We start from the raw sequence: 19313 nt of genomic DNA on the forward strand, positions 1-19313 counted from the left end.
CACCTGCAGATAAACAAGCCCATCGTCGAGCTTGTTTAGTGAGATCAGCTCTTCGTGGATCTCCTTGAGGCGCGTCCCACTCATATCGAGCACCATTCCCACTTCGTTCAGGGATCTCATCAAACGCGCCATATGTGCGTCGAACTCGAGCATGCGTCCCTGCATCACGGAGGTCACTTCGTAGACGCCGTCTCCCATTGTGAAGCCGCGGTCGAAGATCGACACGGCGGCTTCGGATTCGCGAACAAATCGCCCATTTACAAAGACTACTCGCATACGCTGAACTCCTGCCATTTACAGTAAGTATTGAGCGCCAGTCAGCACACCGACGCCCGTGGCCTCCGAGCGCAATGCCGGGCCATCGCTCGCCGCTCTCCACGTCGAAGCTTCGTACACAACTTCTCTCACTGAGGCGCACACCTCAGTGGAGACGGCCTTCCTCTGAAGGGCGCGTATCTACGATCGACGCTTCCTCCATCTTTCCTCGCACGATTTCATCGAGCCCGGTCACCCCCGCGCCACCGGCGGGACCCGACATACACTTGGTCGGACCATTATTGCACGGAAGCGATATTTTCGCTTGCTCGCACGCAAATCACAGATTAGTATTGGTCCTACCAACATCAACATACGCCAGTTCGAGGACCCTATGCTTGACGCCAAAATCATCGACAGCCTTGCCCACGCTTACGACGATGCGGAGAGGGAGCGGCAATGCATCCGCCCCTCTTCGGTGGTATATCCGGGCTTCACCAAAGAAGATGCTTATGCCGTGCAGCGTCGTTGGATAGAGCTCAAGGTGGCGCGGGGCAACCAGGTTAAAGGCCACAAGATCGGCTTCACCTCACGCGCCATGCAGCGCCAGGTGGGCATCGATGAGCCTGATTACGGTGCGCTAATGGCCGATATGTTCTACTTAACGGGGGACGATCTCCCAATGTCCCGTTTCGTACAACCGTGGCTGGAATGCGAACTGGGATTCGTGCTGGGCAAGCGACTAGAGGGCCCCAACTGCACGATCTTTGACGTGTTGAACGCCACCGACTACGTCACGCCCGTCTGTGAGATCGTCGATAGTCGTACTCATCGCCTGGATCCCGAAACTGGCAGGCAGCGGTGTGTGCTTGACAACATCGCCGACAACGCCGGCAACGCCGCACTGATCGTGGGCGGCCGGCCGATCAAGCCCACAGAGCTCGACCTGCGTTGGGTGTCCGTGCTATGCCATCGTAACAACACCATCGAAGAAACCGGTGTGGCCGCAGCCGTAATGAACCATCCGGCCAACGGCATTGCTTGGCTTGCCAACAAGCTCGCCCCATTTGACATTGGGCTCGAGCCCGGCCAATTTGTATTGGCCGGCTCCTTCATTGGCATGGTCGAAGCGCGAGCTGGCGATGTTTTCCACGCCGATTTTGGTTCTCTGGGCTCGATTTCGGCACGTTTCGTTTGAACGTAACAGTGACGTCGAACCGTGAGATATTCCCGTTGGTCATCGTATTTTCCTCTTCCGTGAAGGGAAAACGCCCTACCAGAAGTTCGGCGGCACGCCGCCTGAGCACCTGCTGTTCGGCCTGCGGCAGGCGTTCGACATGCTCTTTGAGGAGGCACTCGGCAATGTCTTTCGTCGCCACAGACTGCTAGCAGAGGCGGTGCGCTGCGCTGTCTCAGTCTGGGCCGACAGCCAGGCAATCGATTTCAATATCATCGAACCCAACGCACGCTGCGACACCATCACGGCCGTGCTGACGAACGGCCACTCGAAAATAATCCGGGACTACGCGGAGAAACGGTGCGGTGTCATCTTAGCTGACGGCATCGCTGAACTTTCGGGGAAGGTTTTCCGCATCGCCCATATGGGAATGCTCCTCGCGGCCCGCGAGGCAAGCCCCTTCGCTGCCAAACGCTCGAACACCATCGATGACTTCTGGAGGGAATATCGACCGGCCCCCGACTGCATGCGAGTTCGCCGAATGCGCCACGTTGCCTCCTCGTGACAACGCCCCCATCCGCGCGTCAAACTTCTGATCCTGCGAAAGAGACTCCTAACCGAAAATGGGACGGGTCCGCTGCCCCATGTATACTTCTAGCCCCTACCCTCGCTTTCGCGTTCAGACATCCTGGATGTAATGGGCTAGTACAGTTGCCGACACACTCCAGGACACGAACTACCTCACCTTCATCACCATGACGTCGCTTCAGCTTTTTCATGTAAGACAATCGGACGCCATTGTCTCTCACATCAAGACCCTGATCGCGCAAAGGGTGTTGAAGCCGGGCGATCGGATTCCGTCAGAGCGCGATCTCGCAGCGGAACTCGGACTTGGACGGGGCACCGTACGTGAGGCAATGCAACAACTAGAAGCACTCGGCCTGGTTGAGCGCAAGCAGCGGGATCGATACGTTAGTACGGGCAAAAGTGAGCCCAATGCCGCCAAGACTAGAGCAGTCGAGGACCAGCGTGAATTTCTACTGCAGGTAATCGATGTCCGAATAGGGCTAGAAAGTTGGGTCGCCGCGGAGGTCGCCGCGAAAGCGGAGGCGGCCGATGTTCGGAAGCTGAAGCGCATAGTCAGTGAATTGGATCGCGCTGCTTCGCTTCGGAGCGACATGTTGCTTCTTGATAGAGAGTTTCATCGCACACTGGTGGAGGCCACCAGAAATCCCGTCGTTCTGCAAGTGCTGGACAGCTTGTTGACAATGATAAGCGCCATTGCAGCCTTCAAGAAGTTGACCCTTGATCCCGCCCACGCATTTCGCACGGATCTTCATCATGCAGTTGTCGATGCGATTGAGCGACACGATCCATCTGCTGCCCGTGCCGCAATGACAGCGCATCTGAAGTTCGTGCGCGATGCAGTTCAAGGGTTGTAGCACCGGAAGCAAATGCCGAACGCTTGAAGTATTGCGCTGCCAGACAGAGCGCTCCTTCCTCTAACCAGCAAAGCGCGGTTCCGGCAAGCCTTTCACGCCTATCCCCGTTATTGCAAACAACCCGCCTTTGTCACGCTCCTTCTGTGGAATGCCCCACATTGGCCTGCCCATCGTCGTCACATAGAGCACATCCAGTTCGGGGCCACCGAACATGACACTGGTTAAATTGCGTATCGGAAACGGCACCACGCGATCAATGCGGCCATCCGGCGCAAAGCGAAGAATCCGGCCGCCAAAGACCAGCGCTGTCCAGACGTACCCCTGCTCATCCACCGTTGCACCATCAAAGGTTCCGGCCATGCCCTTCGCTGACGCAAACACTCTGCGGTTTGACACCGCGCCGGTCTCGATGTCGTAATCGTAGGCGTACATCGTCCTGTCGAAAGTGTCGGTAAAGTAGAGCGTCCGGTTATCCGGGCTCCAGCATGGCCCGTTCGAACAACTGATCCCGCCCTCTAGACGTGTCACTGTGCCGTCGCAGTCGAGCCGATAAAGACCTCCGCTGCGAGTGGGACGCTGGCCGCGGTTGGCGTCGTAGCGATCGAAGTCGTAAGCCATCGTGCCTGCTATGAACCGCCCACGCCGGTCCACCTTTCCGTCGTTGAAGCGCGTCTCGGGTTCATCGTGCTCCGGGTCTGCGATGCAACGCACGGTTTGCGCCTCGAAGTCGTAAAAATGCAAACCGTCAGCCAGCGCCACCACGGCACCGCCCTGCTCGCGCAACGCCATTGAACCGATATGCGCCGGCACGAAGTAGCGGCGTACATCGCTTCCATCCGCCTGACAACTGTAGATTTCCGCGGCCGTGCTATCGATCCAGTACAGCCGTTGCTCCTTTACGTCCCACAGAGGCCCTTCACCCAAGTGATTTTTAGCGTCGACCAGCAAGCAGATCTCGACCATCAACGTCCCCATTTCAAACCCCCGAGCCGATGACCGCAGTGACTCGAGTACTGTTCACCCTAGCCAATTCCCGAACATCTCAGGACTTCTTGTCGCGTAACGTGATCACCGCGGCTAGCACTACGATCCCGTTTATGATGTCACGCACGGCTGGCGGAACCGTGGTGCCGGCAAGGAGCGTTCCCAACGCGGTCAATAGCAGTGCGCCGCCGAAGACGCCCAGATAGTGACCTCGCCCGCCCGTGATCAGCGCGCCGCCCACCACCACGATCGCAATCGAAGGTAGCAGGTAAGGGTCGCCCATGCCGAGGAATGCCTGGTTGCTGAAGCCAGCCAACAGAAGACCCGCGAGCGCAGAGCACACACCCGACAGGCAGTACACCGCAATCAGCGTCGGTCCGACACGCACACCGGCAAGCTTCGCGGCGACCTGCGAATTACCGATCGCATGAACGCGGCGTCCAAACGGCGTGCGGTGCAGCAGCAACAATGCGACGACCAGGAACAGTGGAACGGACCACGCAGCCGGCGCCAGAGGGCCGATCCGGCCGTTCGTAAATCCGCTCAGCAGCGGAGGTGCCCAGCCCTGCGGCGACCCGTTGCTGTAGATTAGCGTCAGCCCCTGCAACAGACCATTCGCAGCAAGCGTAACGACGATGGGCGGCAACCCGAGCACGACCACACCGACGCCATTGAACAAGCCAGCCAGCAAGCCAACGCCCAGCGCCAGCGGCACCGCCCAGAGCGCGTCAACGTTGACGCCGTGCGTGATCCCGGTCAACAACACACCGGACAGGGTCATCAGCCACGGCACCGACAGGTCGAGTCCGCCCGTCATGATCACCGCCCCCTGGCCGAGGCCGAGGATAGCGAGGAACAAGGTGAGCGTCAGCATGCTGCTGACGAAGTTCGCGCTGACGATCACGCGCGGCCCGTACACGGCGCCGGTTATCACCAGCACTACGGCGAGAAGCAGGTATGCAGGAACGATGTACTGCACCCATTCGCGGTTCTGTTCGATCCAGTTAGCGATGGCACTGCCTTTCAGTTCCGCGTTCTCCGCCAGACGAGTTGTACCGCCGGCAAAGCGTACTTGCCGTCCAGTGCCGTTTCGAGCGCGCGTACCGGTTCTCCAGGCTCGCATCCAGACGCCGACGTAGCGCACGCTCTGATGGACCGCCGAGTGTTTGCCGACGGACGAGCCAAGTACCGCGAGAATCAGGATCGTCGCCTCCGCGATAGTCGTATAGAACGCTGACACGTTCAGCACGAGCAAGATATTGACCGTGATCATCAGCGTCATCGACGCGAACACCGTGCCGAGGCAGCCACCGCGCCCGCCGCCGAGCAGCGTGCCGCCTAACACCACCGCGGTGAACATCGACAACATCAGCGGACGTCCGACAAGCGGATCCGCCGAACCTGTCTGCCCTGCCACATAGAGACCGGCCAGCGCGTAGCACGCGCCCGCTACCGCGTAGGTCGCGATGCGATAGCGCGTGACCGGCACGCCGTTGGCATAGGCCCCTTCGGGGTCGCTGCCTAGCGCGTAGATGCCGACGCCGAAGCGTGTCTGGCGGATCAGCCACCATGCCAGAAGCGCCGCGGCCACGATGCCCGCCGACATCGGCAGTTTGTTCGGAATCAGATCCGCCGTGACGAGGTTGACGAACTGATCGCCGACGCTACCGCCTGGCTTGCTCTGGATCAGCAGCGTCAGTCCTTGCAACATGAACATCGTCGCCAGCGTGACGACAATGGATTGCAAGCGAAACCACGCGATCAACGCGCCGTTGACAAAGCCCGCGCCCGCACCGATTGCGACGATCAGGGCGACACCGGCGAACTGTTCAAGCGGCGTGCCCCGCACAAAGTGCACAGCCAGCACGTTTGCGAGGGACACCACTGCGGCAGCGGACAAGTCGAAACCGCCGGTCAGTATGACGATCGTCTGGCCGATCGCCGCAAGTGCAAGCGTGGAGCCGCTCGAAATCACCGATCCGATGTCGTACAGACCAACGGGTGTCGCGGACAATGAAATCCACGCCACCATGATGGCGACCAGCGCGAGCACGGCAATGCCCAGTCCGCGATAACGATCGAATTTTGCAATGAGCTTGCAGATCGCGCTCGGACCCACGAGGTCCCCGCCGGGAACCGCAACGGGGTAGTTTGCGATGGTCTTCACCCCTGTCTCGTTACTGCTGCATGTCATGGGCGGACTCCGTCTAGGTCGCGAGCATCTTGCGCATCACGTTCTCTTCGGTCAGTGCGTCGCCCGACAAGGCCGCGACGTTACGACCACGATAAACGACCGACACCCGGTCGCATACGTTCACGAGTTCCGGGACATCCGTCGAATAGAACAGCACGGCTCCGCCGGCCTTCGCAAACTCGCGCATCAACACGAAAATCTGATGCTTGGTGCCTACGTCGATGCCGCGGGTCGGATCGAACATCAGCCACACGCGGCTTTGCGTGAGCAGCCATTTCGCCATGGCGATCTTCTGCTGGTTGCCCCCCGAGAACGAAGAGCATGGCTTGTACAGTGCACGTGGATGGACTTCCATCTGGGCAAGCGCGCCGCCAATCGCCTCTCGTTCGCGCTTGCGGTCGATCAGTCCCAGTCGGGTGTAGCCGCCGATCGTCGGCAACGACACGTTGTCGCCCCCTGACAAACGCAAGAACAGACCTTCCGTCTTGCGGTCCTCCGGCAGGAAGCTCGTCGACACGCCACTCTTGAGCGAGTCCGCCGTCGACGTCAGGGTCAATTTCGTGCCGTCGATGTAAATATCGCCCTCGTCGATGAGCCGCGCGCCGAAGAGCCCTTCGAACAACTCGCGTTGCCCCATCCCCTGCAGCGCGGCGATCCCGTGCACCTCACCGGCCCGAAGGGTCAGGTCGAAGCCATTGACGACCCCGTCGATGTGCACGCCGCTCGCTTCGAGCGCCGGGGCGCGGTCGTTCTCCACACTCGGCGCGAGCGTTTCCGGCGCGGGCTCTTTCGGCGGATACTTCGCCTGAAGCGACCGGCCGATGACAAGCCGGATGACCTCATCGTCGGAAATATCCGCAGCGTCGAATGCGCCCACGTCCTTGCCATTGCGGTAGATCGTCAGGCTGTCGCAGTACTCGCGAACTTCCTGCATCCGATGCGAGATGAACACGAAGGTGACGCCGCGCGCCTTCAGCTCATCGATCCGGCGCGCGAGCCATTCGACGTCATGGCCCGACAGCGCCGAGGTCGGTTCATCGAGCAGCAACACATCCGGATGCCGAACGATTGCCTTGGCGATCTCGATCTTCTGCCGCACCGGCAATGCAAGATCGCCGACAAACGCGCCAGGCTGCACATCGGTCAGCTCGAGCCGCTCGAGCCACTCGGCCGTCATCCGTTGCGCCTCGCGCCGCCGTATCCGGCCGAGCCAACCCGTCGGCTCATACGACATCAAGAGGTTTTGCGCGACCGTCAGGTCGGGCACGAGCGTCATCTCCTGAAATGCCGTCTGCACGCCGGCACGGTGGGCATCCCTCGGGCCGTGCATCTGCACCTCCTTGCCCATGATCGAAATACGCCCCGAGTCCGGCTTCAGGAGCCCGGACAGCAGCTTGACGGTGGTCGATTTGCCCGCTCCGTTTTCACCCAGGAGCGCGTGCACGGCTCCGCGCCGCACGCGGAAAGATGCGCCGTCGAGCGCGACGGTTGCGCCAAAGCGCTTGGTCACATTCGACAAATCGAGCGCAAGATCCGTCTCCATGACACCCTCCTTCAGGCCGCCGCGCGACGCCGCGCGGCGAGCGATTTCCGACTCGCTTCAGTCCGGTTTGCCGTTCAAGGCAGCACTCAACCCCAGGTTCGAAGTCTCATCCGAGTAAATGTCGGCAAACCAGCCCGGCGGCACCTTGTCCGGAGAGATCGCCGTGCAGCCCCCACGCAGTTCGTCGATCGAACCGGTCGTGCACAGCTTGGCCTGCGACGTTTCGACAAGCGGGAGCTTCAGCGTCACATGATTCGGAAAATCCTTTCCTTCGAGCTTGGCGACGGCGAGCTTGAGCGCGTAGGCGCCCGAAAACGGCGGCGACCCATACGCGATGGACGGATAGCCGATCGATCGATACGACCCGTTGCCCTTTACTGTTCCGGCCGGCAGCATCTGCACGAGGTGGCCGTTGGACGACTCACCTGCGCACGGCCTGATCTTGCCGTCCGGCACGCCCGCCTCGAGCTGCATCGAAGCCGCGGTGAAGCAGCCGACTTGCATCCATAGCCCATTGATCTTGTCCCAGCTGTTTGTCGCGAGAATCTTCGACAGCTCGGTCTTCGCGGTTGCCTGACTCCACATGCCGACGCCCTCTGCGACGACCTTGATGTCGGGATACTTCGCGAATACCTGCTTCGCTGCTTCGGTGCGCGCGCGATCGACGGAAGTACCGGGCACGCCCGTAATCATGACGATATTGCCCTTGCGGTTGATCGTCTTCGCAAGCCACTCGGCGGTGGCGCGGCCCGCCTCGTGCTGATCGATCGTAATGTTGTGCGCACAGGGTTCGGTGACCTCGGAGTCGTAGGCGGCAACCACCACGCCTTTGGAACAAGCGTTCTTGATCGCCCGGTTCAGTGCGGTTGGAGAGACCGGGTAGACAATGATCGCGTTCGCGCCGGCCTGCACCATCGAATTGATCTGCTGTATCTGCTTCTGCGCGTCGGTCCCGGCTACCTGGACCTCGAGATCAACCTTGTCGCGCATTTCCGGGCTGGCCGCTTCTGCCTTGACCATATTGGCTGCCTCGGTCTGCCAATCGTTACCGACATAGCTCATCGACAAAAACACCTTGTACTTCCCTGCCGCGGCTGCAACGCCCGGCGTCGCAAGCGCCGCGGCACACGCCATGCCGAGGACGGTTTGGCACGCAATCCGGTTCGCGAGTGGCCTCGCGCGACGGTTCAACTGCATCAATCGATTCATGTCTTCCTCCTAATCTCCATAGTCATTGGGATGCAATGTGAGGCAATCGCGCGGACAACGGCAGCGTCAACCCGCTCGTGCCGGGCACGACGTCCGGGTCGTGTCCAGGTATCACGAAGTCGGCAATCTGCCGGATACGCCTGAGCGACGCGAGTTCCGCCGCGGTTTCGTGGACAATGCCTACCGGCGTCGCATCGACGATGTTCTCCATGCAGTTCGCACAGTCGCCGGTGATCACCACGCAGCCATCTGCGGTCTCCACGGCAACCGACTGATGCCCGGGCGTGTGCCCGGGCGTCGGCACGACCCGCACGCCACGCACAATGTCCGCGACTCCGTTGACGAACTGCCAGCGGAAATACGCAAGCGGTTCCCGGCCGAGCAGGAACTCCTGGTAATACGCGGACTGCGTCGGCAGCGGCTGTCCGGCGTATTCCCACTCCGCGTATTGCACGACGAAGCGCGCGTTGCGAAACAGCGTATTGCCGCCGGAGTGGTCGTAATGCAGATGGGTGTTGATCACGATGTCCACCTCGTCCGCACTCCAGCCCACGTACTCTTTCAACGCGCGTTCGAGACGCTCTTCGGGTGCTTGCTCGCACGGGCACACAAAGCTGCTCACCCAGCCCGGGTCGTGGATACCGGTATCGACGACGATTTTTTTGTCGGCGCCGACAATGGCTGTCGACCATACCGGCACCTTCACGGACTGGCCGAAATAACGTCCGTAGACTTGCGTGGAGCGATCGACCGTCAGCCAACCGGTCGGCATCGCCACCACCTTCAGTCGTGAAATTGCCACTGTCTTCTCCTATCGCACTTTGCGTCGCGGCAATCCGCGAGTGCAACCTTTCGAACCGGCACAGCACATCCCGTCGATGTCTCGCGACTGACAGCGATCGCGATCAGAAGTTGACCTCGTTCGCACCTTTCAGACCCAGCATGGCTCTAGCCTCGGCAGGTGTCGCAATCTCAAGTGAAAGACCTTCGATCACCTGTCGAATCTTGGCGACCTGCGCGGCGCTCGACTCCGCGAGCTTGCCCGGTCCAATCCACAGCGAGTCTTCGAGTCCGACACGTACATGAGACCCTTGGGCCACGCCCGTTGCGCCGAGAGGGAGCTGATTTCGTCCCGCGCCAAGGATTGACCAGACGTAGTCCTTGCCGAACAGGCGGTCGGCCGTGCGCCGCATGTGCATCAGGTCTTCCGGGTGGCCGCCAATCCCGCCGAGCAGGCCGAAAACGCTCTGGATGAAGAAGGGCGGCTTCGCAAGCTTGCGCTCGACGAAGTGCGCAAGGTTGTAGAGATGTGAGATGTCGTAACATTCAAACTCGAATCGTGTCCCGTTCGCCGCACATGACGTCAGGATGTACTCGATATCCGCAAAGGTGTTCTTGAACACCAAATCTCGACTGTTCTCGAGATGCTGACGCTCCCAGTCATACTTGAGGTCCATGAATCGATCGAGCATCGGGTAAAGCCCGAAGTTCATCGAACCCATATTCAGCGATGCAAGCTCCGGTTGGAAATGATGCGCGGGGCGCAGTCGCTCCGCGACGCTCATGTGCGGACTGCCGCCCGTCGTAATGTTGACGACGGCATCGGTTCGCGCCTTGATGTTCGGCAGAAACTCGTGGAACACTGCCGGATCCTGTGTCGGGTGCCCATCATGCGCATCGCGTGCATGGAGATGCAGGATTGCCGCACCTTCCCTTGCGGCAGCGAGCGCCGCATCCTCGATTTGCTTCGGGGTGACCGGCAGAAAGGGCGACATCGACGGCGTATGGATTGCACCGGTTGGAGCACAGGTGATAATGACTTTATGTTGGGTGGCCACGAAATGATTCTCCTGTTAGTCACTTGATTCGCAGAGCGTGCTACAGCACTTCGACGTTGCCGCATACCGAGATCGCCTGGCCGGAAATCCCGCTGCCCGCCGGCGAGCAGAGGAACAAGGCCGTTGCCGCGACTTCTTCCGGTGTGGTCATGCGTCGCAAGGAAATCTTTTCCAGATACTTCGCTTCCATTTCCTGGTAGCTCAGTCCCAGCTGTTCGGCGCGCGCCGCAATCACGCCCTGCATGCGGGGGCCGCGCACGATGCCCGGCTGGATTGCGTTGACGCGAATACCGGACGGCCCCAGTTCGATCGCAAGGCTCTTGGTCAGGCCGACCAGCGCCCATTTGGTCGATGAATAGGGAGTTCGGTAGGCATAGCCGAGCCTCCCCGCAACGGATGACAGCGCAATGATGGAGCCGCCGTCAGGTGCCGCGCGCAGCAACGGCACTGCTCGACGCGCAAAATAGAATTGCGCATTGAGATTGATCGCGACGGTCTCTTCCCATTCGCCTACATCTATCTCATCGATTCCGCCTGTCGGCCCCGCAATGCCTGCGTTGTTGACGAGCACGTCAAGTCCGCCCAGCTCGCGCTCGACGTCGCGAAAAACGCGTTCCACTGCGCCCTCATCGGCGACGTCGGCAAAGGTGCCCGAAATCGAACCGTTGGCCCCGTGTTTGGGCAACGCATCGAGCGCATCCTGGTTAGCGTCGCAAACATGCACACGTGCCTTCGCCTCGAAAAAGGCCTGTGCAATTGCCAATCCGATTCCTGAGGCGCCGCCTGTCACCAGGACACGCAACCCATTTCGTGGCTGCAGCAGCTGTAAAACAGTCATCTCCCTTTATCTCCATTTTTGGCTGCCTTTCGGCGCGCCTTCAATTCCATCCGGCAATTATAAGGATGACTAATTGCTGTGTTTGTAGCTCGAGGCAATGAAGCACGAGCATCTGCTTCTTCCTATTTCGGCTAATGGAGCTAGCCGCTGGCGCGTTTTGGCATTGCCGCGGATTCGACGCTCAGCCGTCCCTTCAAATCCTGCGCCGCATCGCCAATGTCTTTCGCGATGCCGGCGTGGGCGCCTGGACCATCGCGGTTCCACAGCGCATCGACGATCATCTTGTGGGCAGTCATCGAGCGGCGCATGTGCCGGACGTCCGGCGCGACCATATTCAGAAACGGGCCGATTCGCATCCAGAGGTTCTGGATGATGGCGAGCGTGACTTCGCTTGCCCCTTGGGCATAGATCGCCGTGTGAAATGCGAAATTGGTGCGTAGGTACGCCGCCGCGTCCCCTGCATTGACGTGCGCATCCATCTCGTCGTAGATCTGCTGGATCGCATTCAAATGCTCATCCGTCATCCTTGAGGCGGCGCGTTCGGCCACGCAGCCTTCGAGGGCAATCCGGACGTCGCGTAGCTCTTCGAGCATCTCGACTGTGATTGGCGGCACCATCAAGGCGCGCCCCGGACCGTCGACGAGCGCGCCTTCAGCCTGCAATCGCGTCAGTGCTCCGCGGACCGGCATCGTCGACGAGCCCACCGCCTCGGCAACGCCACGCAGGCTCAAGGGCTGACCAGGCGGAAAGCGGCCGCTCATGATCGCTTCGCGCAACTGCTGGTACACCTTCGTCCCCAACGTTTCATGAACCACGGTCTTCATGGAGGGAACCACACGCGAGACCGAACGAGCCGCCACGACCTACTCCCTTAATTTGAGAAGTTGTGATGTGTGATCACAGGCGAACTCAGTTTGATCTTCGGATTTCGGAAAGTCAACGCGAAAGCCGTCAGGGAAAACGCGAGCATGGGTTGCGTCGCGTCTGGCTTCAGCTTCGGTCGTGACAATATCGGCTGCCGCCCACGAAACGCTCGGGCGCGGCCGGCAGTCAGGTCGAGGACGCAGCGGCCGCCCTGCTGCGCAGCCAGTTCATCGCGGTGAAGAGTAACGTCGCGAACACGATCAGCACCGTCGCCACCGCAAGAATCGATGGATCGATCTGGTCGCGGATGCCGCTCCACATCTGACGCGGCACCGTGCGCTGCTCAGGGCCGCCGATGAACAGGATGACGATCACCTCGTCGAACGACGTGGCGAACGCGAAAACGCTGCCCGTCGCGACAGCCGGCGCGATCAACGGCAGCGTGACGCGGCGAAACGTCGTCCACGGTCGCGCGCCAAGGCCGGCGGCTGCGCGCAGCAGGCTCTGGTCGAACGACAGCAGCGAGGCGGTCACCGTGATCACGACGAACGGCGTGCCGAGCGCCGCATGCGCGAGCACCACGCCCAGATACGAGTCAACGAGTCCGAGGGGCGAGAAGATGAGATAGAAGCCGGCCGCAACCACGACGATGGGGATGATCATCGGAGAAATCAGCAGCGGCATCACGATCGCGCGAAACGGGAACACCGAACGGCTCAGCCCGAGCGCAGCGAGCGTCCCAAGGCAGGTCGCTACCAGTGTCGCGACCGCCCCGATGCCGATGCTGTTCGCGAATGCAATCTGCCAATCGTGCGAGCCGAACGCCTGCGCGTACCACCGCAGCGAAATGCCGTCCATCGGATACGAAAAGAACGAGCCCGAGTTGAACGACAGCGGCACGATTGCGAGGATCGGTGCGACGAGAAACAGGAAGATCAACGCGCAATGCACGCGCAGTCCCGCGCCCGCGATACGCTCCGACAGCATTCGGTGACGTTGGGGTTGCATACCGGTCTCCCCGCTAGCCGAATCGCAGCCGGTCGATACCGACCAGCCGATTGAAGACGAAATAGAACACGGCCGTGAAGATCACGAGATAGCACGACAACGCGCCCGCGAGTCCCCAGTTGAGCTGCTCGTTCGTCTGCGATGCGATCAGCTGGCTGATCATCTCGTCCCCCGCGCCGCCGAGTAGCGCAGGTGTGATGTAGTAGCCGAGCGCGAGCACGAAGACGAGAAAGCAGCCCGCGCCGACACCCGGCAGCGTCTGCGGAATATAGACCCGGACGAACGCCGTTATCGGATGCGCGCCCAACGACTGCGCGGCGCGCACGTACATCGGCGACACGCCCTTCATCACCGAGTAAATCGCGAGGATCATGTACGGCAGCAAGATGTGCGTCATGCCGATCAGCACGCCGGTGCGGTTAAAGATCAGCGGCACCGGTCGATGGACGATGCCGAAGCGCATCAAGGCGGTGTTGATAACGCCGCCCGGCTGCAGCAGCACGTACCACGCGGTCGTGCGCACCAGCAGCGAAGTCCAGAACGGCACGATCACGAACAGCATGAGCCGGTTACCCTGTTTCGGCGGCAGCGTTGCGAGCAGATACGCGACCGGGTAACCGAGCAGCAGGCACAACAGCGTGACGGCCGCGCTGATCTGGATGGTGCGCACAAAGGCGGCGCGATAGACGGCGCTGTCCGCGGGCACCGACGTCACTGAGCCGTGCGGCGAGACCTGCGCGTCGATCGCGTTGAGCAGGTAGTCGGGCGTCGGCGACGTAGCGGCGCGCTTCAGCAACCGCCATGTTTCGGTCTCGCCCCAGCGCGGGTCCATATCGATCAGCGCCGGCTTCCACGCGACGGGCGTCAGCGAGCGCGACTCGCGTGCCGTTTTCATCAACAGGCTGCGGAATTCCGGCTGATAGAAATTCATCCGGCGTGCGACGTTGCCGAGTTCGCCGGCTTCGGCCGACTGCCGCAAACCTTGCGCGAGCGCGGCAAATGCCGGCTCGCCGGGTACGCTGCTGCCATCCCACGCCCGCAGCGCCGCCGTCAGTTGCGGCATGCTGCCGCGCACTTCGGGATTCTGCACGCTGCGCGCAAGCAGGCTGGCGATTGGCGCGATGAAGGTGGCAAGCAGGAACACGAGCAGCGGCAACGCCAGCAGGAGCGCCTGCACGGCAGCCTTGCGACGCGCCCGCCGCCAGGCGTGACGATCGCCGCTGCGGTGGCTGGCGCCGATCGATGCCGTGGGTTGCACTGACGTGTTCATCGTCGCGCCCATTCGCGTCATTGCGTGAGCCACACCTGGAAGCGCTTGTCGATCGCATCCGCGTTGTCGGCCCAGAACGTCGCGTCGATCTGCAGCGGCCGCTTGAAATTGGCCGGCGCGGTCGGCAGGTCACCAAGGCGGTTCTTGTCGATCAGCGGAATCGCGTCCTTGCGCGGCGGCGCATAGGCGATGTACTTGGAGAAGTCCGCGTAGGCCTGCGGGGTCGATGCCGAGACGATGAACTTTGCCGCGTCAGCCGCATGCTTCGCGCCTGCCGGGATGCCCCACCACTCGTAGTCGTACACCTGCGCGTCCCAGACGATCTTGAACGGCTTGCCGTCCTTGTGCGCCGCATCGTCGATGCGGCCGTTATACGCCTGCGTCATCACGACCGCGCCGTCGGCGAGCAGCTGCGGCGCCTGCGCGCCGGTGTCCCACCAGACGATGCTCGACTTGATCGTGTCGAGCTTCTTGAATGCACGGTCGACGCCTGCGGGCGTGCCGAGCACCTTGTAGACGTCCTTCGGCGCGACGCCGTCGGCGATCAGCGCCCATTCCATCGCCACCTTCGGCGATTTGCGCATGCCGCGCTTGCCGGGGTATTTCTTTAGATCGAAGAAATCGTTGATGGTCGTAGGCGCGGCCTTCAGCTTCGTCGTGTCGTACGCATACACCGTCGACCACACCATCGCCGACACGGCGCACTCGCTGATCGAGCCGGGCAGAAAGTCGCTGGTATTGCCGAGCTGCTTGCGGTCGAACTTCTGCAGCAGGCCGTCGTCGCACGCCGTGATGGCGTCGTTGGTTTCGAGGTCGATCAGATCCCACGTGGGGTTCTTCGCCTGTTCCATCGCCGACAGCTTCGCGAGGCCGCCGTCGTACGATTCCGTCGAGAAACCCACGCCGGTCTTCGCGGTGAACGGCTCGAACCACGCCTTGTTGGCGGCGACCTCGTAAGCGCCGCCGAACGTGACGACCGACAGCGTGTCGGCGGCATGCACCGTCGACGACAGGAAGGAGAGGACCGTGACGGCGGTGAGAACAGCGCCGTGGCGGATACGGGAGCGGGTAGCGTGCATGTTTAGTTGACTCCTGCCATGAGTGGCGATGAGGACGATGAAGGCGAAAATACGGGGCTGTCGCCGGCAGTGACCGCGACACGCGACGCAACGGCGGGAAGTACCTTGCAGTCGTCGCGGCGCCACGTCACGGCTGTGGTATGGCCGAGTGCGGGCAGATCGTGATGCTGCGTGTTCGGCACCTTCACGACGACGCTCTCGCCGTGCGCCAGTTTCAGATGCACGCGATGGTGATCGCCGCAATAGACGAGCTCCTGCACAAGTGCACGGACGACATTCGATTCGCCTCCGCCGCGCACGGCCGCAGCCGCCGCCGCGATGTGCGCGCGTTCGGGCCGCAATGCCAGCATCGCTTCGCCGCCGGTACGCAGGCCGGCGCCCGCACGGCCGCTGATGGTGGTGCCGTCGGCAAGCTGCAGCGTGGCCCACTCGGCGTCGCTCGCGACGACGCGGCCTGTCAGTCCGTTGTTTTCGCCGACGAAGTTCGCAACGAACGCATTCGCGGCGTTCTCGTAGAGTTCGGTCGGCGTCGCGGCCTGCTGGATACGGCCGTCGGAAAACACCGCGACGCGGTCCGACATCGTCAGCGCCTCGTTCTGGTCGTGCGTCACGTAGACGATCGTCAGCGACAGCTCGCGATGCAGCCGCATGATTTCGTATTGCATGCTTTCGCGCAGGCGCTTGTCGAGCGCGCCGAGCGGCTCGTCCATCAGCACCACGCCCGGTTCGAACACAAGTGCGCGCGCCAGCGCGACGCGCTGCTGCTGGCCGCCCGAGAGCTGCGCCGGCCGCCGTTGCGCGAGGTGCGGCAGCTCGACCATCTCGAGCACCCGCGCCACGCGCGCCTTCCGTTCGCTGCGGCCGACCTTGCGTACCGACAGCGGAAACGCGACGTTCTCCGCGATCGTCATGTGCGGGAAGAGCGCGTAGTTCTGGAACACCATCCCGATATCGCGCTGATGCGGCGGCTTGTCGTCGAGCCGCTTGCCGTTCAGGCGGATCTCGCCGCGCGTCGGCGACTCAAATCCTGCAAGCATCATCAGCGTGGTCGTCTTGCCCGAACCGGACGGACCGAGCAGCGACACGAATTCGCCGCGCGCAACGTCGAGATCGAGACCCTCGACGACGCTGTGCACGCCGTCATAAGACTTGCTGACGCCTGCAAACGAAATGAACGATTGGCTGGACATGGTCGTGATCACCCGGTGCGCGGCTCTCGCGCGTCATGACGTGGCGGTTCGCCGCGCGAGATAGTGCGCGAAATCGTAGTTCGGTCGCTCGAGATGGCTCAGGTTGCCTGGCTTCGCGAGCGGTGCATGCACGCCGCGAAACACGGCTTCGACGCCGCGCCGGTCTTCCGCATTGACCTCGTCGAGCAGCGTTTTCAGCGTGGCCATGTATTCGGCCGCTTTCGGATCGTCGAGAAACTCGGGCGAAAGTCCGCCACCGAACTGGATCTGTACCTGGCCCACGCCGCGCGGCTGCAGCACGAGGTACCAGAAGTAGCCCGGCGTGAGCGTCACGAGATGCGTCGGATAGATCGCAAGTAGCGCGGTCGTGCGCCGCCAGTGTCCCTGCAGACGCGTGTTGTCCGGGTGCGCGTTGCCGATCGGCAGCGACGCTTCCTTCGTGATCCAGTGATAGTTGAATGTCGGTCGCCCGGGCGCACACTCCATTTCATCGAGCCGCGAATGCGGGCCTACCGTCGCGCGATGCAGCATCGGCAGGTGGTAGCTTTCCATGAAATTTTCCGCGAGGATCTTCCAGTTGGTGTCCCACACGTGCTCTTCGTGGAAGGTCTCAACGTAGTCCGACATGCCGTACGGCTCGATCAGCCGCGTGAGCTCCTCGAGCTGCGTCGCGACGGGCGGCACGTCGGCATCGAGCGTGACGTAGATCCAGCCCAGCCAGGTTTCGCAGCGAATCGACGGCAGGCGGTAGCTTTCCTTGCAGAAGCCTGCCTGCCGGTCCATCATCGGCGCGCCGGCGAGCGTGCCATCAAGCGTGTAGTTCCATGCGTGATAGGGACACGTGATGCGTCTGACGTTGCCGCGCCCTTCGAGCAGCACCGACATGCGATGCAGGCACACGTTCGACAGTCCGCGCAGGCCACCGTTTTCGTCGCGCAGAACGACAATGGGCTGCTCGTCGATCTGCGCGGTCAGATAGTCGCCGGGATTGCTGAGCGCGCTGGCGCGCCCGACGCACAGCCATTCCTTGCGAAAGATCTCGCGCTGCTCGAGCGCGAGAAACGCGTCGGACGTATAGACCCGCGGCGGCATTGCGCGCGCGTCGTCGAACCGCCGCTCGCAGTTCGCCTGCAGTTCGTGGGCGATCTCGGGTCCAGCATCCGGCGACGTTGCAAGGGTATCCATAAGGCCTCCGGCTCAACATTGCGTTGCGATGGACACCAATCTATCAAGTCAAATTGCCAGCCAAAATATTGTTTTCGGATGTAAAAGCCAGCTTTTTCCTATGCAGCCCGCCAGGCGCCCGATTCAGCCATTGCGATGCAGTTCGCGGATCTGCGTCTCGCAGAACTCCGCGAAGCGCTTCACTACCTGACGCGGTTTCAGTTCGCGCGATTGCGCGACGCCAAGCATCGTTGCCGTTACGTCTTCCTTGAACGGCTTGACCACGAAGTCCGCTCCGTCCACGGTTCTGAACGATTTCAGCGGGAAGTTCAGGATGCTGTAGCCGAGCCCGTTCGCGACCATGCCGCGCACCACTTCCGGCTGCGACGAACGAAACGCGGGCACCGGCCGCGTTCCGGCCGCGTCGAACAGCGCCGCGAAGTATTCGCGGCTGTGCGGCAGGTCGAGCATCACGTATGGCTCGTCGAGCAGTTCGGTCAGCGAGACGGCACGGACGCGGGCGAGCCGGTGCAGCTTCGGCAGGATCACGTAGGGCGGCAGCGAGACGAGTGGCATGAACGCGATGTCGTCGGTGAGATCGAGGCTGTAAGTGAGCGCGAGATCGAGCGTGCCGTCGCGCAAGCCTCGCAGCAGGTCGTCCTGATGCGCTTCCTGGGTGCGGAAGGTAACGCCCGAATGGCTCGCAATGAAACGGCTGATGAGCGCCGGCATCACGGGCGGCGCGAGCGAGACCATGCAGCCGAGCGCGATCGAACCCGACATGCCGCCGTCCAACTCGCGCGCCGCGGACTGCAGTTCTTCCGCATTCTTCAGCAGATTGCGCGCCTGTCCGAGCATGTCGCGACCCGCCTGGGTCAGCGACAAGCCGCTCGCGTGATGGCGGATGAACAACTGAACGCCGAACGACGCCTCCAGCTCGGCGAGCGCCGTCGAAACCGATGGCTGCGAGATGTGCAGTTTCCTCGCCGCCGCGGTGAACGACAGCACTTCCGCGGTGACCACGAAGTACCGCAGCTGCCGCAGCGAATAGTGCAATTGGCCCGCTTCCATCGCATGTCCCTCGACGTTTCATCTGTCGCGATTGTGCGTCGACAGAAATCCGTCTGCATAGGTAAAAGCGATGAATTGCATTTTTGAAATATGTTTTTCGGATGCGCAGTGCGCGCGTAGATTGCACGCAACGAATCCGGCGCGGCGTGCCTGCAGCGCCGCCACGGACCATGCCCGCACAGTTCAG

General features: G+C 61.8%; 18 protein-coding genes. 3 read left to right on the plus strand and 15 right to left on the minus strand.

The features are described 5' to 3' along the window. Positions 1-276 (minus strand): aminotransferase class IV (locus J3489_RS23505; RefSeq protein WP_207002169.1); only part of this gene is annotated, 276 nt, incomplete at its 3' end. Positions 277-649: 373 nt separating this feature from the next. Between J3489_RS23505 and hpaH the strand changes: the two genes are divergently transcribed. The 3 genes from hpaH to J3489_RS23520 all read left to right on the plus strand — a co-directional run bounded on the left by hpaH (position 650) and on the right by J3489_RS23520 (position 2874). Next, complete coding sequence (gene hpaH, locus J3489_RS23510; protein WP_207002171.1) at positions 650-1453, plus strand: 2-oxo-hept-4-ene-1,7-dioate hydratase; 804 nt, start codon at positions 650-652, stop codon at positions 1451-1453. A 139-nt stretch (positions 1454-1592) separates the two neighbouring features. Further along, complete coding sequence (locus J3489_RS23515; RefSeq protein ID WP_207002172.1) at positions 1593-1997, plus strand: pyridoxal-phosphate-dependent aminotransferase family protein; 405 nt, start codon at positions 1593-1595, stop codon at positions 1995-1997. A gap of 190 nt (positions 1998-2187) precedes the next feature. Further along, entirely contained in the window at positions 2188-2874 is a 687-nt protein-coding gene (locus J3489_RS23520) for a FadR/GntR family transcriptional regulator (protein WP_207002173.1), read from the plus strand. A gap of 60 nt (positions 2875-2934) precedes the next feature. On the opposite strand, the gene J3489_RS23525 is transcribed toward J3489_RS23520, so the two are convergent. From J3489_RS23525 to J3489_RS23590, 14 genes are all read right to left on the minus strand, one after another. Further along, positions 2935-3837: an SMP-30/gluconolactonase/LRE family protein gene (locus tag J3489_RS23525; RefSeq protein WP_207002319.1), complete on the minus strand. Its 903-nt coding sequence runs from the start codon at positions 3835-3837 to the stop codon at positions 2935-2937. Between the two features lie 79 nt (positions 3838-3916). Then, positions 3917-6025: an ABC transporter permease gene (locus J3489_RS23530; RefSeq protein ID WP_309491410.1), complete on the minus strand. Its 2109-nt coding sequence runs from the start codon at positions 6023-6025 to the stop codon at positions 3917-3919. A gap of 40 nt (positions 6026-6065) precedes the next feature. Beyond that, entirely contained in the window at positions 6066-7595 is a 1530-nt protein-coding gene (locus J3489_RS23535) for a sugar ABC transporter ATP-binding protein (protein ID WP_207002175.1), read from the minus strand. A gap of 57 nt (positions 7596-7652) precedes the next feature. Then, complete coding sequence (locus J3489_RS23540; RefSeq protein ID WP_242540239.1) at positions 7653-8804, minus strand: sugar ABC transporter substrate-binding protein; 1152 nt, start codon at positions 8802-8804, stop codon at positions 7653-7655. 22 nt (positions 8805-8826) lie between these two features. Beyond that, the gene (locus tag J3489_RS23545) at positions 8827-9576 is read right to left on the minus strand and encodes an N-acyl homoserine lactonase family protein (protein ID WP_207002322.1); all 750 of its coding nucleotides are present in this window, start codon (positions 9574-9576) and stop codon (positions 8827-8829) included. Between the two features lie 133 nt (positions 9577-9709). Next, positions 9710-10642: a 3,5-dioxohexanoate:acetyl-CoA acetone transferase gene (gene kce, locus J3489_RS23550; protein WP_207002176.1), complete on the minus strand. Its 933-nt coding sequence runs from the start codon at positions 10640-10642 to the stop codon at positions 9710-9712. Between the two features lie 40 nt (positions 10643-10682). Continuing rightward, positions 10683-11480, minus strand: coding sequence for an SDR family oxidoreductase (locus J3489_RS23555; RefSeq protein WP_207002177.1), 798 nt, complete (start codon positions 11478-11480; stop codon positions 10683-10685). A 140-nt stretch (positions 11481-11620) separates the two neighbouring features. Beyond that, entirely contained in the window at positions 11621-12304 is a 684-nt protein-coding gene (locus tag J3489_RS23560) for a GntR family transcriptional regulator (protein ID WP_207002178.1), read from the minus strand. 226 nt (positions 12305-12530) lie between these two features. Then, on the minus strand, positions 12531-13352 hold the full coding sequence (locus tag J3489_RS23565; protein ID WP_207002179.1) for an ABC transporter permease: 822 nt from the start codon (positions 13350-13352) through the stop codon (positions 12531-12533). 13 nt (positions 13353-13365) lie between these two features. Next, the gene (locus J3489_RS23570) at positions 13366-14622 is read right to left on the minus strand and encodes an ABC transporter permease (RefSeq protein WP_207002181.1); all 1257 of its coding nucleotides are present in this window, start codon (positions 14620-14622) and stop codon (positions 13366-13368) included. 17 nt (positions 14623-14639) lie between these two features. Beyond that, positions 14640-15701: an ABC transporter substrate-binding protein gene (locus J3489_RS23575; protein WP_207002183.1), complete on the minus strand. Its 1062-nt coding sequence runs from the start codon at positions 15699-15701 to the stop codon at positions 14640-14642. A 2-nt stretch (positions 15702-15703) separates the two neighbouring features. Further along, positions 15704-16891 carry an ABC transporter ATP-binding protein gene (locus tag J3489_RS23580; RefSeq protein WP_207002185.1) on the minus strand — a complete coding sequence of 396 codons (1188 nt, stop codon included), beginning with the start codon at positions 16889-16891 and terminating at the stop codon, positions 15704-15706. Between the two features lie 33 nt (positions 16892-16924). Beyond that, entirely contained in the window at positions 16925-18076 is a 1152-nt protein-coding gene (locus J3489_RS23585; protein WP_207002187.1) for an SRPBCC family protein, read from the minus strand. Positions 18077-18199: 123 nt separating this feature from the next. Further along, a complete protein-coding gene (locus tag J3489_RS23590; RefSeq protein WP_207002189.1) occupies positions 18200-19126 on the minus strand; it encodes a LysR family transcriptional regulator in 927 nt (308 codons plus the stop codon). Between the last annotated feature and the right edge of the window lie 187 nt (positions 19127-19313).

It is taken from the genome of Trinickia mobilis (genome assembly GCF_017315705.1).
GTDB lineage: Bacteria > Pseudomonadota > Gammaproteobacteria > Burkholderiales > Burkholderiaceae > Trinickia_A > Trinickia_A mobilis.